This is a genomic window from Mesorhizobium sp. M0833 (genome assembly GCF_040319905.1).
Lineage (GTDB): Bacteria > Pseudomonadota > Alphaproteobacteria > Rhizobiales > Rhizobiaceae > Mesorhizobium.
Window position 1 is genome coordinate 229,178 of sequence record NZ_JAMYOQ010000003.1, and the last position, 15,121, is coordinate 244,298.

Sequence of the window (15,121 nt, forward strand, 5' to 3'; positions counted from 1 at the left end):
CTATGCCGACTGTGAGGACGAGACTTTTTCCTGCATCCACTAAACGAATGAGAGATGGTGTCGAAGTGCCGGGCGACGCTCGTCGAAAACAATCGTCTGCGACATCGCCAGGATCGGAGATGGGCCTGAGCCGGCCGCATTTTGGGAGTCGCCGCAAGGGACAAGCACAAGACGCAGCACACAAACGCGGCCAAATGTTCATCCACAATCGCGATTTCGTTGCGGATAGATGGTCTCGCCGCGCTTCAGCATCGCCACGAACGCCGCGATCTTCTTCTTGCGCCCGGCTTCGGTCTTCATGTTGTGGATGCGGAAGGCGAGCGCGAAGCGGTTTTGCCCGCTGAGCTTTGCCAGCATCTCTTTTGCCCTGGGCTCGGCGTCTATTGCCGCTTGGAGGTCGTCGGGGATCTTCATCTCCTTGCCGCTCTTGTAGGCGCGCGCCCAGCGGCCGTCGGCCTTGGCCGCATCGACCTGCCTCAGCCCGTGCTCGGTCATCCGGCCCTCCTCGATCAGCCGGGCGACATTGTCGACATTGATCTGGCTCCAGGTGCTCTTCTTGCCGCGCGGGGTGTAGCGCTGCAGATAGCTTTTGCCGTCGAACGCCTTGCGCACCGCGTCGATCCAGCCCCAGCACAACGCCACGTCGATGGCTTGCTTCGGCGTGATCGACGGCAGCCCCGAATCGAGCTTATGGATCTTGATCCAGACTTCGTCCTCGCTGTCGTGATGCTCGCCAAGCCAGGCATGGAAGCTTTCGGCATCCCTGAACTCGCGCACCTTGGCGGGGTCAACCTTCACGGGCGCCATCAGCCGATCCGCCGGTGACCCAGGCGCGTAACGACGCCGAACCGCGCCCTCATATCAGCTCCAAGTCCGATATCCGCAGGCCTGTTGATTCCCGCCGGCACGCATTCAGCCCGCACGATTGGGCGTGCCGAGGACATGGGATTTCCGGCGGCAGCATGACGCCGTCGAATGTCTGCATGAACATCGCCGCCGCAAAGAACGCGTCTCTTCGGTGGCGTCGCTGTGCCAGCCGAGCCGCTTGCCGGACTCGATCTCGTAGACAATGACCGGGGACTGGGTGGTGCCGTGCCCGCCGTAAACCGCGAAAGCGCCGGCCCATTTGACCGACGGATCGTCCACTGCCCAAACCGGCGAACGTTCGAGCCTGTCAGATGCGACGACTGCTGTCATGGCTTCGTTCCTCTCAGCGAATTGCGAACACGAATCTAGATGATTTTTCTAGTCTGCGTCAGCAAAACTGGCTGGCACCATTCCCTCGCCTACTGCGCGTGACGATTTGTCGGACCGCGATCCGACCTATTCTACTCTCGGGCCGGATCACTGGGCCGATTCCCCAATGCAACCAAGCCTTTACCCTTTAGCCACTTTTGAGTTGCCCCTGCGTTGCGTTCGTGGTCCGGTACAACCAGGGCGCTCAATGCGGCATTCGGCAACGGTCGCCTCACCGACCGTCAAGGCAACACACCGTCGAGCCAACACAGGAGATAGCAATGGGCATTTTCGACAGTATCAAAGGTGCGATTTTCGGAAACGCGGTTGCGGCCGAAGCGCCGCCGGCGCAACCGTCTCCCGCGCCTGCTTCGAGCACGGCCACCCAGCCGACGGCGCCTACCCGATCCGCCCCGGCTGCAACCCCGGCTCCGGCCGCGCCGGCCGCGCTGTCCTCTGCCCCGGACATCGCTGCCATTCTCGACAAGGCCGTGGCCGCGAAGGGGCAGAAGCTCAACTGGAAGAATTCGATCGTCGACCTGATGAAGGCCCTGAATATCGACAGCAGCCTTGGCGCCCGCAAGGAGCTTGCCCACGAGCTGAACTACACCGGCGATATGAACGACACTGTAACGATGAATCTGTGGCTGCACGACGCACTGATGAAAAAGCTGGCCGAGAATGGCGGCAAGCTTCCGAGCGATCTGGCCGCCTAGAGTCACAAGACAAGCAATTCCAGGAAAACCTGTGAACGGTTCCGGCCGGAGTTGCGTCACAAAAAAGACAGACCGATTCGGCGTTTGCGGGAAACGACGAACCGTTCCAGTCCTGCCCGCACCGTGGTTCTTGCTGCGCTGGCTTTCGGCCGCAACCGAGCAGACCACACTGCCAAGCATCAGACTGCCGGTAAATAAAATTGAGACCGATCCCGGCCGCCGGGATTGGGCCTATGGCGAAGTCGCATGGCACAAAAGCGCTGCCACCTCCCGCCCGGACTGCCTCCCGCAAAACCGACGATTTCGGTCGCTGCCCACGCGCTGGTAGGACCACCATTTTGCTGGCGAAACGCGACGTTCGGCGTATCATTCTCCCCGGAGAGAGTTCATGGTGGGAGGAAGCCGATGAACGTGGTGCAGAGGGTGACTGTCGCCGACTTGACGGCCCAAGAGCTTGTTTCATCTGCGCTTTCACGGTTCGGTGCCGGCGACACCATATCGACGAGGGCGATGCTGGACATCGTTCGCAGGACGGCCCCGGCCTGCGGCAACAGTGACGACGATCTGGTCGAGCTTATCGTCATGACGGCCGTTGGTAGGACCATGGGCGTCGTGTTCGACCATCGGTCCCAATAAAACAATCTGGAACGAACATCAGGCTGCGCCCAGGAGCAGTGGCGGGCGGTTGGCAGCGCCAAAGAGGCCAGCCTGTTTGTGCATGAAGGCCGGCCTGGCACGAAGCCCCTGCTTTGAACAAAACCGCTGCTCATGCCGGGTCATGCCCGAAGGCGGTATTGGGCGGCACGCTCGAAGGAACTCGCTGAAATCTTGCCCGTTATGCTCTCGTCGAGATGAGGAGAGCTGCCATGGCCGACGACAAAACCAAGACCGACAGTCGCGACCGCTCACGAGTGGCGGGCGGCGAAGACTACGAGGTACGTCACTTCGCCGAGGAAGCGGGCATTACCCCGGATCAGGCACGCACGCTGATCAAGCGCCACGGCACCGACCGCAAGGTGCTGAACGAAATCGCCGAAAGCATAAGAGCGTCGTAATGGCTGACAAGAAAACCGCAATGGCCGACCGCAAGACGCGCGATCCGGACGAAAAGGAGGCTCTGCGCCTGGCCGAAACCACCGACGTTTCGCCGAAGCAGGCGAAGGATCTGATGCGCAAACACGGCAAGGACAGCCAGAAGGTCGAGAAGGAAGCCAAGAACTTCAAGGCCGAGGGCTGAGCCGCCGAGCCGGTTGGACGCGGCACAGGGTTGTGGCCGCAATCCTGCAGCTTATCGGTTTTCTAACAAATTCGGCCTATCCCTTCCGCTATCGCGGCTCAGGGATGCCATATGCGCGGGATATCTGGTGAGGCGAAGCCGTCGATAGGCGATATACGGCATGTGAGGTTGGTATTTTGCCTGCTGGCGGCGGTCGTGATGGCGGCGGCGCTCCTCGCCTTTGCCACCTCCCTCCTGCAGGATCCTGATAGCTGGTGGCACATCAAAGTCGGCATGGATATCCTGGCAAGCCGCACATTCCCCACCGTCGACGTCTATTCCTACACTTTTGCCGGCCAGCCATGGATCGCCAAGGAATGGCTTAGTCAGCTTCTCCTTGCAATTGCCTTTGAAGCCGGCGGCTGGAGCGGCGTGGTGCTGCTGGCGACTGCAGTAATAGCGCTCACGATCTTCTTGACGTCGTGGTATCTCAGCGCGTGGTTGAAGCCGACGCTGGCGATAGGACTGACGCTGGTTCTCGCGCTCTTGATCGGGCCAATCTATGTCGCCCGGCCGCACATCTTTACCTTGCCCATCATCGTCGTCTGGACCGCCGGTCTTTTCCAGGCCGCACGCAACGAGAAAGCGCCGCCTTTGTGGCTGCTGACGCTGCTTTGCCTGTGGGCCAATCTCCATGCCACCTTCACCTTCGGTTTCGTCATCGCCGCCTTCGCCGGCCTCGATCTCGTCATGCGCACGCGCTTGTCGAACCCCCGGCTGCTGGCCAAGTGGATCGCTTTCGGGCTGCTTTGCCCGCTGGTCAGCCTGTTCAATCCCTATGGCGTCAAGGCCATACTCGCCACGTTCACGGTGGCCTATGGCAATGAGGCGGTGCCTTACATTGCGGAGTGGCAACCCTTCGACGCCTCGCGGCACACCCTCCAGGAGGTGGCCCTGCTGGTGGCGTTTTTCGGGCTGCTCGTGTCGAGATTGCGCATTGGCTGGGCCAAGGCGCTGTTCCTTGTCTTCACGCTGCACGCCTATCTCACCCACATACGGTTCATGTACTTGTTCTTTCTTCTTGTCCCGGTGGTCCTTGCCGTTGAGGTCGCGCAACAATATCCAGCGCTTTCAGCCGAGAAATGGGCGGCGGAAAGGCGCGACGGACTTGAACAATTTTTCGCACGGCAATTTTCCAGGATTTGCGCTGGACTTGCCGTTTTGCTGGTTTTGGCGGCTGCCGCCTTCACGACCTATCCGGTCGCGCCGAACCAGAAGACCTCGGCCAGGGACGCACTGGCCTTCGCCCAATCCCATAATCTGTCGGGCAATCTGCTGAACTCCTACGATTTCGGCGGTACGCTGATCTTCCATGGCATCAGGACGTTTATCGACGGCCGCGCGGATCAGCTCTTCCTGAATGGCTTTACGGAAACGGATGAGCAGACTGGGCACAGCCGGGGCAAGCCGATCCTGAAAGCCCAACTGGAGAAATATACGATAGGCTGGGCATTGTTGACCGCCGACGACCGCCGCATTCCGTTCTTTGACGAACTGGGCTGGAAGCGGGCCTATGCGGACGACTACGCGGTGATCTACACCCGCGCGGACTGAGCCCCGGCAGCTTCGCGCGCCGGTGTGCACATCCCTCCTGAAGCTGTGGCCAGCGCCGAGGCGGCCCGCAGACGCTCGCTGCCTACGTCAACGCGACGACGCTCGAAGGCGCGCAACAGACTATTGCGGTCGGGCCGGTCGCTTCCCAGGTTGCCATCAAGATGCTCGGCACCAATGGCGGCGGTTTCTTCAACGCCAATGCAGCACATCCCTTCGAAAATCCCGATGCAATCTCCAACCTGATCCAGATGGTGACGATCTTCGCCCTCGCGTGGCGTTGACCGATGGCTGCTCGATCTCGGTCTGCCCGGCATGAGCGGGCATGAGCTGCTCCGCAAATGGCGGGATGATGGCCTGGACATTCCCGTGGTTATTCTTTCCAGCCGCACTGATGAGGCCGGCATCGTCTCGGCCCTCGAACTCGGCGCCGACGATTATGTCACCAAGCCATTCGGTATGAACGAGCTTGTCGCACGCATCCGCGTCGCGCTTCGCCACAAGTTCCAACAGCAGGGTGAGAGACCGGTGTTCCAGACCGGCGACCTCTCCGTCGATCTGGTGAAGCGCATCGTCAAGGTCGAGGACAAGGAGATAAAGCTCTCGCCGAAGGAATATGACATCCTCCGCATCCTCGTACAGCATGCCGGCAAGGTTCTCACCCACCAATTCCTGCTGAAGCAGGTCTGGGGCGATTCCACCGACGTTCAATATCTCAGAGTCTACGTCCGGCAGATCAGGCAAAAGATCGAAAAAACGCCCGACCAGCCCCGCTATATCACCACCGAGACCGGCGCTGGATACCGGCTGCGCGAAGTCGATTGACGCGACGAGCATCCGAAGCCGAAATGCCTCTTCCAATCTGCTTCAAGTCAGCGGCGGCCATGGTGTCGCCGGACAAAAGCCCTATATTAAGGAAAGATCGGTTTTGTGCGGAATGAATGGATGTCACGGCTTCGTCTATTGACGTTTTTAGGGTCGGCAATGCTGACTTCGGCGATGCTGTCGGGCGTAAATCCTGCTGCATCGGCACAGGTCGTCAGTCCCGCCGACCGCAACGTGTTGATCCAGCAGGACCAGTTGCAGATGTTGGAGAACAGGCTGCGGCGGCAGCAATATCAGCAGCAGCAACAGCAGTACCGTGCCCAGGATCGCCAAATCCCAACACCGGAACGGCAGGAGGTGCCGCAGATGAGGCCAACTTGCCAGTTGCTGCCGTCGGGGAGCGGCTTTGTCAGCACCTGCCGCTGACGACAGCCCTTTCATTTATTTAGCCGACTTATATATTGTGGAAACCGCTCCGCTTGTGCCCCATTGAAAGCGGCCGACTTTGCAACGCTGCCCTTGCCGTTTGGGCACCGCCTCGACTGGATTATCGAATGGCAGCCAGCAAGAAGAAGGTCGTACGCAAGGCAAGGAAGGGCGCCCGGATTCGCCAGGTCGCGGCGATTCCGTTTCGGCTGAACGAGCATGGCGACGTCGAGGTGATGCTGGTTACATCGCGAACGACAAGGCGCTTTATTGTGCCGAAGGGCTGGCCGATGAAGGGCAAGAGCGGCCGCAAGGCGGCCACCATCGAAGCACAGGAAGAAGCCGGCGTTCTCGGCAAGACACTGAAACAGCCGGCCGGCACCTATTGCTACTGGAAGCGGCTGGCGAACCGCTTCGTCCGTGTCGACGTCGTCGTCTATTTGCTGGAGGTATCCGAGGAACTTGCCGACTGGGAAGAATCCAAGAGGCGTCAGCGTGCGTGGCTGGCGCCGGCCGACGCGGCGGTGCTCATCGACGAGCCGGATCTCTCGACGCTGGTGAGGAACGTCAGGATTCCCAAGCTGGAGTATAGTTCCAAAAAAAAGAATCCGGCTTTCGGAAAAGATCACGCTCAATAAAGGATCGAGGCTATCACGACTGGATCGGGATGGAATTGGCCACAGCGCCTGCCGCCGTCACTTGAATCGAAATCTCACTTGCCGCCGTCGCCCTCGGGCAAAGACCGCACCGGCGTGCCGGTATAGGCCCACAGCCATTCGCGCGGCAGCGGCCCCTTGTTGCGGTCGCTTTCCTGCGACTGTTCCCATGCATGTGCGAGGATGCCGACCGAGCGCGACAGCACGAAAAGGCCGCGCGTCAGCGGCGGCGGGAAGCCGAGCTCGCCGTAGATGACGGCCGTGGCGCCGTCGATGTTGAGCGGGATTTTTTTGCCCTTGCGCCGCGCCACCTCGGCCTCGATCGCCTCGGCGATGTCGGCGAAGCGCCCGCTGACGATGCCGCGCGCGGCAAAGTCGCGGGTTAGCTCGATGAGGCGGGGCGCCCGCGGGTCGACCGGATGGAAACGATGGCCGAGCCCGGGCACATAGCCGTTTTCCCCGGCAAGGAAACGATCGAGCCGCGCCGACACGGCGTCCGCAAGCGGCATGCCGGCGTCCAGTTCGGCAGCGATGTCTCCGTAGAAGGAGAGCGCCTGTTCGCCGGCGCCGCCATGCACATCGCCAAGCACGTTGACGGCTGATGCCATAGCACTGTTGATGGCGACGCCGCAGGTGATCGCCATACGGGCGATGGCGATCGACGGCGCCTGCGGCCCATGGTCGACGGCAGCACCCAGCGCGATGCCAAGCAGTGCCGCCTGCTCCTCGCTTGGCAGCTCGCCGCGCAGCATCAGCCAGATCATTGCCGGAAAACTGACGCGGCCGATCAGATCCTGGATCTCATAGCCGCGCAGCCGGATGACGCCGGGGCGCATCTCGATGATGCCGGTCTGCCACCATTCCTCGCCGCGTGCGCGACCAGTCTTGTTTTGCGTTCCGCTCATGCCTTCGCTCTTTTCCTGGCACGCGGCGGCAGGCCGGCAAAAACCTCGCCCATATGCTCGCCGAGTCCCGGCGGTGGCCTGCTCGGCAAAGGTGCCTCGCCATCGACCATGAAGCCGCCGCGCACCACGGTCAGCGGCTGGTCCATCCCGGACACAGCCGGGAAGCGCGCCGTCATGCGGCGCTCGATCACCTGTCGCTCCTGCAGTATCTGCTGGATTGTCAGCACCCGGCCTGCCGGCACGCCGGCGCGATTGAACGTCTCCTCCCAGGCGGCGGCCGAGCCGCTCGCCAAGGCATCCTCGATCAGCGCTTTCAATGCAATGCGGTTCTGCTTGCGGGTTTCTCGCTCGGCAAAGCGAACATCCGACGCCAGCTCCGGCCGACCGATCAACCGGCACAGTGTGACGAACTGCTCCTGCTTATTGGCTGCGATGTTGAGCAAGCCGTCGCCGGTGCGAAACGCGCCAGAGGGTGCGGCCGTCATATTTTCATTGCCCATCGGCTGCGGCTCGACATCCGCCGTCAGATAGTTCGACACCGGCCAGCCGAGCGCAGAAAGCGTGCATTCGAGCATCGAGACGTCGAGGAACGCACCCTCGCCTGTCGTCTTCTGCTTGACCAGCGCGGCGGTAATGGCGAACGCCCCGACCAGCCCGCCAAGCGTATCGGCGACGGGATAACCGACACGCAGCGGCGCCGTTTCCGGTGTACCGGTGATGCTCATAATGCCGGAAAGACCCTGGATGATCTGGTCATAGGCTGGATTGTCGCGCATCGGCCCGGTCTGGCCGAAGCCCGATATCGCACAATAGACAAGGCTTGGCCGGACCTCCTTCAGCCTGGTGTGGCCAAGCCCCAGCCGGTCCATGACGCCGGGGCGGAAATTCTCGACCAGCGCGTCGGCCGAAGCGACCAGATCGAGGAAGCGTTCGCGGTCGGCCTGCTGCTTGAGATCGAGCGCCACCGAGCGTTTGCCGGCATTCTGCGCCAGGAACGAAGCACCCATGCCCGCCCGGTTGAGCTCCGGAGAGGCGCCGAGCTGGCGCGCCAGATCGCCGCCTTGCGGCGTCTCGACCTTGATGACGTCGGCCCCGAGCAATGCCAGCTGGTAGGCGCAATAGGGGCCGGCCAACACATTGGTCAGGTCAAGGATGCGGATGCCGGAAAGCAGGTCTGTCATGACGTCGCGAACAGCTCAGGCATCGCCCGGCACGTGCTCCGGTCCACGCATGCGTCTGTGCTCGATGTAGGCCCAGATATGCGGGCCAACCAGCCCGATGAAGGCCAGCGTCAGCAGCGTCAGCGACAGCGGATGCTTGTAGAACACCGTCCAATCGCCGTTGGAGATGGTCATCGCGCGGCGGAACTGCGTTTCGGCAAGCGGCCCGAGAATCATGCCGATGATAACCGGCGCGGTCGGAAAATCGAAACGCCGCATCAGGAAACCGGCGGCACCGAGCAGATAGAGGATGACGAGGTCGGTCGGCGATTGCGAGATGCCGTAGGTGCCGACCGTGGCGAACACCAGGATGCCGGCATAGAGCTGCGGCGCCGGGATCTTCAGCAATCGGACCCAAAGCCCGATCAGCGGCAGGTTAAGGACGACGAGGATGACGTTGGCGATGAACAGGCTGGCGATCAGCCCCCACACAAGGTCGGCCTGCGTCGTCAGCAGCAGCGGCCCCGGATTGATACCGTAGCTCTGGAATGCCGACAGCATGATTGCGGCCGTCGCCGAGGTCGGCAGGCCGAGCGTCAGCATCGGCACCAGCACGCCGGCCGCGGATGCATTGTTGGCCGCTTCCGGTCCGGCAACGCCCTCGATCGCACCGACCGTGCCGAACTCCTCCTTGTGTCTGGAGAGTTTCTTCTCGATGGCATAGGAGAGAAAGGTCGGGATTTCGGCGCCGCCGGCCGGCATGGCGCCGATCGGGAAGCCGATCAGGGAGCCGCGCAGCCATGGCCTCCACGAGCGCGACCATTCGGCCGCGGTCATGTAGAGCGACCCTTTCAACGGCACGATCTCGTCCTTGCCGGCATAGCGGCGCGAGGCCATGTAAAGCGTCTCGCCAACGGCGAACAGGCCAACGGCGACGACGATGACGTCGACGCCGTCGAGCAATTCGCTCATGCCGAAGGTGAAGCGCGGCTGCCCCGTCTGCAGGTCGACGCCTATCATGCCGACGACGAAGCCGACGAACAGGCTGGTCAGGCCGCGCACCGACGACGAGCCGAGCACCGCCGAAACCGTGATGAAGGCCAGCACCATCAGCGAGAAATATTCGGCCGGGCCGAAGGCCAGCGCGAATTTCACGACGATCGGCGCCAGGAAGGCAACGCCGATCGTGCCCAGCGTGCCGGCGACGAAGGAGCCGATCGCCGAGGTTGCCAAGGCCGCACCGCCGCGGCCGGAGCGGGCCATCCGGTTGCCTTCCAGCGCGGTGACGATGGTGGCGCTTTCGCCAGGCGTGTTGAGCAGGATCGATGTCGTCGAGCCGCCATACATCGCGCCGTAGTAGATGCCGGCAAACAGGATGAAGGACGCCTCCGGCGCCACTTGATAGGTGATCGGCAACAGCAGCGCGATGGTCAGTGCCGGCCCGAGGCCGGGTAGCACGCCGATCGCAGTCCCCAGCGTGGTGCCGACCAGACACCATATGAGATTGATCGGCGAGAAGGCGACCGAAAATCCGTGCGCGAGATGGCCGAGCGTTTCCATGGCGTCAGCCCCTCAGCATGGCGACGACCGAATCGACGATCGCGTTCAGCTGGTTTTCGATGAAGCCGGCGCCGATATTGACGCCGAGCGCCCTGGCAAAGCCGAAATAGGCGGCCAGCGCCAGGATCAGCCCGAGCAGCACGTCACGCAGCGGACGCCGGCTGCCGAAACCGTGGCAGATGAGAACGAACATGATGACAGATGCCGCGGTAAAGCCGAGCGGCTGGATCAGCACGAGGTTGGCGATCAGTCCGAGGGCGACGATGCCCATCGCCTTCCAGTCGGTCGGCGTCGCCTTTTCGTCCTCCGGCTGCCAGCCGCCCCGCAAGGCGGCAATGATGAGCAGCAGCGACAGGATCACCATGCCGGTCATGGTGATGTAGGGAAAGACGGTCGGACCGACCTTGGAATAGAGCGGCGACACCGGGATTGCCAGCGTCTGCCAGGCAACCGCACCCGCACAGGCGAGGAGCCCGACGCCGATCAGCAGTTCGGGCACTGCAAGGCGCGGCGGCGCCGGCTGGTCGCTGGTGCTCATCATCGTCCTCCCAATGTCGGTCCCTTGGGGCCGGTTCTCCTTGGACCGGTCTCACCCGGCCGATCTCGGCGTAGTTTCACCTCCGGCGCCGCGTATGTCCATGCGGCTGGCGAAAGTCGGCGAGGGTTGGCGCAGGCTGCCACCCCTTGCCGAGAGCATCACGCTAGACCGAGGTCCTTGAGGATCGTCCCGATACGGGCCGTGTCTTCTGCGACGAATTTCGCGTAGTCGTCACCGGTGAGCAGGATCTGCGTCCAGTTGCGGTTCTTGCATTCGGTGGCCCAGGCGTCGCTCTTGGCCATGGTCTCGATCAGCTTGATCATTGCTGCCTTGTCGGCGTCCGAGACGCCGGGCGGTGCGAAGACGCCACGCCAGTTGAACAGCTCGACATCGATGCCTGCTTCCTTCATCGTCGGCGCATCGATCCCCTCCTGGCGTTTGTCCGCGGAGATGGCCAGCAGCCGCAGCGCACCCGCCTTGACCTGTTCGGCGAACTCGCCATAGCCGGAGATGCCGGCCGCGACCTGGTTGCCGAGCAGCGCCGAAAGCGCCTCGCCGCCGCCGGCGAACGGCACATAGGAAAGATTGGTGGCCGGAACACCAACGGTCTTGGCGATGAGGCCGAACAATATATGGTCCGAGCCGCCGGCCGAACCGCCAGCAACCGGAACCTGCGTCGGGTCAGCCTTGAGAGCAGCGACAAAGTCCGCGGCCGTCTTGAACGGGGAGGCGGCCGGCACCACAAGCGCCTCGAACTCGCCGGTGAGGCGGGCGATCGGCGTGACCTCGGTAAGGTTGTTGGCCGCCTTGTTGGCGATGATGGCGCCTACCATGACCATGCCGGCCACCATCAGCGCATTGCCCTTGCCCTTCCATTGGTTGACGAATTGCGGCAGGCCGACAGTACCGCCGGCGCCGCCGACATTGGTGATCTGCGAGCCGGAAATCAGTTTTTCGCTGCGCAGCACCTGGTCCATGGCGCGCGCCGTCTGGTCCCAGCCGCCGCCCGGCGCCGCCGGCACGAAAATCTGCAGCTGCGGCGCGTCCTGCGCGAAGGCGGGGACAAAATGCGATGCCGCGAGTCCGGCAGCACCTGCTGCCGCGGTGCTCATCAAGAATCGGCGTCTGTTCAGCATGGGATTCCTCCAAATCGCGACACCTCCTCCGGTGCCTGCCAGAAACGTGGCCTGACTTCAGACCCGCTCGATAAAATTCATGCAGAGTTTGCGTCCTCCTGTCAAAGACAGAACACGCCGCATGCGGCACAATCGGACTGTGCGATCTTCAGGCAGGCGAACTCGACGCCGGACGACGTGGCAGGCAGAGGCCAGACGGCGCCCGTCAGGGCTGCCGCTCCAGCAGGATGGTCGCCTTGCCTTGGTAGACGGTTCGCAGCACTTCGCCATAACCACATTTTGCCGCGACGTTCAGCGATCCGGTGTTTTCCGGATCGATGATGCAGACGGTCTTCGCGGCGCCGAACGTCTCGTCGCCCCAGGCAAGCACCCGTGCGACGACTTCGCTGGCCAGCCCGTGGCCATGCGCGCCCGAAACCAGAGCCCAGCCGGTCTCCGGAATGCCCTCGATCGACGGCGTCATGTCGCGTTTCAGATCGTGAAAGCCGGCCTCGCCGATGAAGCGGCCGGTCTCCTTTTCCTCGATCGCCCAAAAACCGTAGCCCAGAAGCGACCACAGGCCGGCGTGTCGTAGGAAGCGCATCCAGCTTTCCTCCCGCGTGCGCGGCTTCCCGCCGATAAAGCGGGTGACGACGGGATCGGCCCACATAGCGACATAGGCGTCGAAATCGTCAAGCCGGTGCGGCCGCAGGACCGTGCGCGAGGTCTCAAGCACTGGGGCGACAATTGTATGCGGACTGGCCATGGTCATGTCTCGTTTGTGTTGCCGGTGCCTAATGCAGGTCTTCCAAAAGGGGGACAGCGACACGCACGAGACGGGAAATCCAAATCCGTTGTGAAAAACAAGAGCCAAGGCTGTGTAGATCATCTTCCAGGCTGATGTGAATCCTGCCAGGCGGTGTTAGTTTTTCTCCGGTATTGGTTCAGGCGCGTTGGGTTTCGGCGCTGCCGTCCGACAGAGGGAATCCAGCATGGACACCACCGACCTTGTGCTTGCCATCTTCCATCATCTGCTGGTGTTTTCGTTGGCAGGCATCATCGGCGCCGAATTCGTCCTGATCCGCAGCGACTTGTCCGCCGCGACGCTGAAGCGGCTCGTCGGGATCGACCGCCACTACGGCATTATTGCCATGCTGATCATCGTCGTTGGCATCGGCCGCGTCGTCTATGGTCTGAAAGGCTGGGAATTCTACGTCTACAATTGGGGTTCTGGGCAAAGATGGCCGCCTTCGCCATTGTCGGCCTGTTGTCGATTATCCCGACCATCCGTTTCCTGTCCTGGAACAGGCAGGCGAGCGTCAGTCCCGGCTTCCAGGTTCCTGCGGTGGAGCTAGCGTCCGTTCGCACCTATGTCCGCACCGAAGCATCGATCTTCCTATTGATCCCGGTCTTCGCGGCGGCGATGGCGCGCGGCTACGGCTACTAGAATAGGTTGGAGGAAGGGCATTGCACGGCCCAACCTTCCCACTCATTTGCGCAGAGAAACGTGCAGTTTGCCGTTTGAGCGCGATTGTCATTTGTCGGGTTGCGCTAGTTATTGCTCCATCTACAGTCGTTTTTAGAGGAACCCGCGCAGCGGTTGGCAATCATATCCTGGGAGGAAACACGATGCGAAAACTCATCGCCGCGCTGGCTGTCGCTGCGGCCGCCATGCTTTATCCGTCGGCGGCTGGCGCGCAGACCTACCCCGAACGCACCATCACCATTGTCGTGCCGTTTTCGGCCGGTGGCCCGACCGACACCGTCGCGCGTCTTGTCGCGGAAGCTATGTCGAAAGACCTCGGCCAGCAGGTCATCGTCGAGAATGTCGGCGGCGCCGGCGGCACGCTCGGCGCCGGCCGCGTCGCAAATGCCGAGCCTGACGGCTACACGCTGCTCCTCCATCACATCGGCATGGCTACAAGTGCTACGCTCTATAGAAAGCTCGCCTACGACACGCTGAACGGCTTCGAATATGTCGGCCTCGTCACCGAGGTGCCGATGACCATCGTCGGCCGCAAGGATCTCGAGCCGACCGATCTGAAGGGGCTGGTCGACTATGCCAAGGCCAACAAGGACAGCATCACCGTTGCCAATGCCGGGATCGGTGCCGCCTCGCATCTGTGCGGCATGCTGTTCATGAGCGCCATCGGCACGCCGCTGGTCACCGTACCCTACAAGGGCACCGGCCCGGCCATGACCGATCTTCTCGGCGGCCAGGTCGATATCATGTGCGACCAGACGACCAATACCACCAAGCAGATTCAGGGCGGCACTATCAAGGCCTATGCCGTAACCTCGCCACAACGCCTCGATGTGCTGCCGGACGTGCCGACGACGATAGAAGCCGGCCTTCCCCAGGTGCAGGTCGGCATCTGGCACGGAATCTATGCCCCCAAGGGCACACCGGCCGAGATCACCGAACGCCTTTCGAAATCGCTGCAGGTGGCGCTGAAGGACCAGAATGTCGTCGCCCGATTTGCCGAACTCGGCACCAAGCCGTCGCCGGAGGCCGATGCCACGCCGGCCGCGCTCAAAGCTAAGCTGGAAAGTGAGATCGCGCGCTGGAAGCCGATCATCGAAGCGGCCGGCCAGTACGCCGACTAAAGGTTCTAACGGGGCGCCATCAGCGCCCCGTTTTTTTACACCGGCATCGGCACGCCCATGAGGCGAGCCGGGAGGACGCAATGAAACCTTTCGCAATCGACAGGACCAACGGCATATGCGCCGCGCTGTTGGTCTTTATTGGCGCCTTTTTCGCGCTGCAGTCGCTGGGCCTCGAAATCGGCACCGCCTTTCGCATGGGGCCCGGCTATTTCCCGCTCGTGCTGGCGATCGTGCTGATCCTGCTTGGCGCCGCCATCCTTGTCCAAGCGGTGCGTTTCGAGAGCGAGCCGATCGGTTACATTGCGTGGCGCGGCATGCTGTTTATCCTGCCTGCTCCGATCTTCTTCGGCCTGACGGTGCGCGGCCTCGGCTTCATCCCGTCGATCTTCCTGACGGCGCTGATCGCATCGTTCGGTAGCGGCCGCATGAGGCCGCTGACCGCACTCGTGCTGTCAGCTGGCCTGACGCTGTTCGCATTCGTCGTCTTCAGCTACGCACTCGGCCTGCCGTTCCGGCGTTTCGGCCCGTGGTTGCCACTGTCGTTGTGAGG

General features: G+C 62.3%; 17 protein-coding genes and 3 pseudogenes. 12 read left to right on the forward strand and 8 right to left on the reverse strand.

What is annotated here, in order from left to right:
* Window positions 1-198: 198 nt before the first annotated feature.
* Both NKH98_RS05160 and NKH98_RS05165 read right to left on the reverse strand, forming a co-directional pair.
* Window positions 199-807 (reverse strand): YdeI/OmpD-associated family protein, encoded by a 609-nt coding sequence (locus NKH98_RS05160; protein WP_352896986.1) that lies wholly within the window; start codon window positions 805-807, stop codon window positions 199-201.
* A gap of 105 nt (window positions 808-912) precedes the next feature.
* Window positions 913-1,197, reverse strand: coding sequence for a hypothetical protein (locus NKH98_RS05165; protein WP_352799850.1), 285 nt, complete (start codon window positions 1,195-1,197; stop codon window positions 913-915).
* A 320-nt stretch (window positions 1,198-1,517) separates the two neighbouring features.
* Between NKH98_RS05165 and NKH98_RS05170 the strand changes: the two genes are divergently transcribed.
* From NKH98_RS05170 to NKH98_RS05210, 9 genes and pseudogenes are all read left to right on the forward strand, one after another.
* Window positions 1,518-1,952, forward strand: a complete 435-nt coding sequence (locus NKH98_RS05170; RefSeq protein WP_254816848.1) for a DUF3597 domain-containing protein — start codon at window positions 1,518-1,520, stop codon at window positions 1,950-1,952.
* Between the two features lie 405 nt (window positions 1,953-2,357).
* Window positions 2,358-2,588, forward strand: coding sequence for a hypothetical protein (locus tag NKH98_RS05175; protein WP_254816847.1), 231 nt, complete (start codon window positions 2,358-2,360; stop codon window positions 2,586-2,588).
* 230 nt (window positions 2,589-2,818) lie between these two features.
* Entirely contained in the window at window positions 2,819-3,007 is a 189-nt protein-coding gene (locus NKH98_RS05180; protein ID WP_292657372.1) for a DUF3606 domain-containing protein, read from the forward strand.
* Window positions 3,007-3,189, forward strand: a complete 183-nt coding sequence (locus tag NKH98_RS05185) for a hypothetical protein (protein ID WP_352896988.1) — start codon at window positions 3,007-3,009, stop codon at window positions 3,187-3,189. The genes NKH98_RS05180 and NKH98_RS05185 overlap by 1 nt, the downstream gene beginning before the upstream one ends.
* Window positions 3,190-3,300: 111 nt before the next feature.
* Window positions 3,301-4,782 (forward strand): hypothetical protein, encoded by a 1,482-nt coding sequence (locus NKH98_RS05190; protein ID WP_352896990.1) that lies wholly within the window; start codon window positions 3,301-3,303, stop codon window positions 4,780-4,782.
* Window positions 4,783-4,841: 59 nt separating this feature from the next.
* Window positions 4,842-5,051 (forward strand): annotated as a pseudogene (locus tag NKH98_RS05195) (potassium-transporting ATPase subunit KdpA); the annotation flags it as partial.
* A gap of 10 nt (window positions 5,052-5,061) precedes the next feature.
* Window positions 5,062-5,604: pseudogene (locus NKH98_RS05200) on the forward strand (winged helix-turn-helix domain-containing protein); the annotation flags it as partial.
* A gap of 159 nt (window positions 5,605-5,763) precedes the next feature.
* Window positions 5,764-6,030 carry a hypothetical protein gene (locus tag NKH98_RS05205; RefSeq protein WP_352687974.1) on the forward strand — a complete coding sequence of 89 codons (267 nt, stop codon included), beginning with the start codon at window positions 5,764-5,766 and terminating at the stop codon, window positions 6,028-6,030.
* Between the two features lie 128 nt (window positions 6,031-6,158).
* Complete coding sequence (locus NKH98_RS05210; RefSeq protein ID WP_352896992.1) at window positions 6,159-6,668, forward strand: NUDIX hydrolase; 510 nt, start codon at window positions 6,159-6,161, stop codon at window positions 6,666-6,668.
* Window positions 6,669-6,742: 74 nt separating this feature from the next.
* Here NKH98_RS05210 and NKH98_RS05215 read toward each other — a convergent pair whose 3' ends face one another.
* From NKH98_RS05215 to NKH98_RS05240, 6 genes are all read right to left on the reverse strand, one after another.
* Window positions 6,743-7,591 carry a citryl-CoA lyase gene (locus NKH98_RS05215; RefSeq protein WP_254816836.1) on the reverse strand — a complete coding sequence of 283 codons (849 nt, stop codon included), beginning with the start codon at window positions 7,589-7,591 and terminating at the stop codon, window positions 6,743-6,745.
* Window positions 7,588-8,772, reverse strand: a complete 1,185-nt coding sequence (locus NKH98_RS05220; protein WP_352896994.1) for a CaiB/BaiF CoA transferase family protein — start codon at window positions 8,770-8,772, stop codon at window positions 7,588-7,590. The genes NKH98_RS05215 and NKH98_RS05220 overlap by 4 nt, the downstream gene beginning before the upstream one ends.
* A 15-nt stretch (window positions 8,773-8,787) precedes the next feature.
* Window positions 8,788-10,311 (reverse strand): tripartite tricarboxylate transporter permease, encoded by a 1,524-nt coding sequence (locus tag NKH98_RS05225; protein WP_352896996.1) that lies wholly within the window; start codon window positions 10,309-10,311, stop codon window positions 8,788-8,790.
* Between the two features lie 4 nt (window positions 10,312-10,315).
* Entirely contained in the window at window positions 10,316-10,849 is a 534-nt protein-coding gene (locus tag NKH98_RS05230) for a tripartite tricarboxylate transporter TctB family protein (protein ID WP_352476419.1), read from the reverse strand.
* Between the two features lie 158 nt (window positions 10,850-11,007).
* Window positions 11,008-11,985 (reverse strand): Bug family tripartite tricarboxylate transporter substrate binding protein, encoded by a 978-nt coding sequence (locus NKH98_RS05235; protein ID WP_352476418.1) that lies wholly within the window; start codon window positions 11,983-11,985, stop codon window positions 11,008-11,010.
* A 205-nt stretch (window positions 11,986-12,190) separates the two neighbouring features.
* The gene (locus tag NKH98_RS05240; protein ID WP_352896997.1) at window positions 12,191-12,730 is read right to left on the reverse strand and encodes a GNAT family N-acetyltransferase; all 540 of its coding nucleotides are present in this window, start codon (window positions 12,728-12,730) and stop codon (window positions 12,191-12,193) included.
* Between the two features lie 226 nt (window positions 12,731-12,956).
* Between NKH98_RS05240 and NKH98_RS05245 the strand changes: the two are divergent.
* From NKH98_RS05245 to NKH98_RS05255, 3 genes and pseudogenes are all read left to right on the forward strand, one after another.
* Window positions 12,957-13,411, forward strand: a pseudogene (locus tag NKH98_RS05245) (DUF2214 family protein).
* A gap of 182 nt (window positions 13,412-13,593) precedes the next feature.
* A complete protein-coding gene (locus NKH98_RS05250; protein WP_254816829.1) occupies window positions 13,594-14,571 on the forward strand; it encodes a tripartite tricarboxylate transporter substrate-binding protein in 978 nt (325 codons plus the stop codon).
* Window positions 14,572-14,651: 80 nt separating this feature from the next.
* Window positions 14,652-15,119, forward strand: a complete 468-nt coding sequence (locus NKH98_RS05255; protein ID WP_352476416.1) for a tripartite tricarboxylate transporter TctB family protein — start codon at window positions 14,652-14,654, stop codon at window positions 15,117-15,119.
* Window positions 15,120-15,121: the final 2 nt, after the last annotated feature.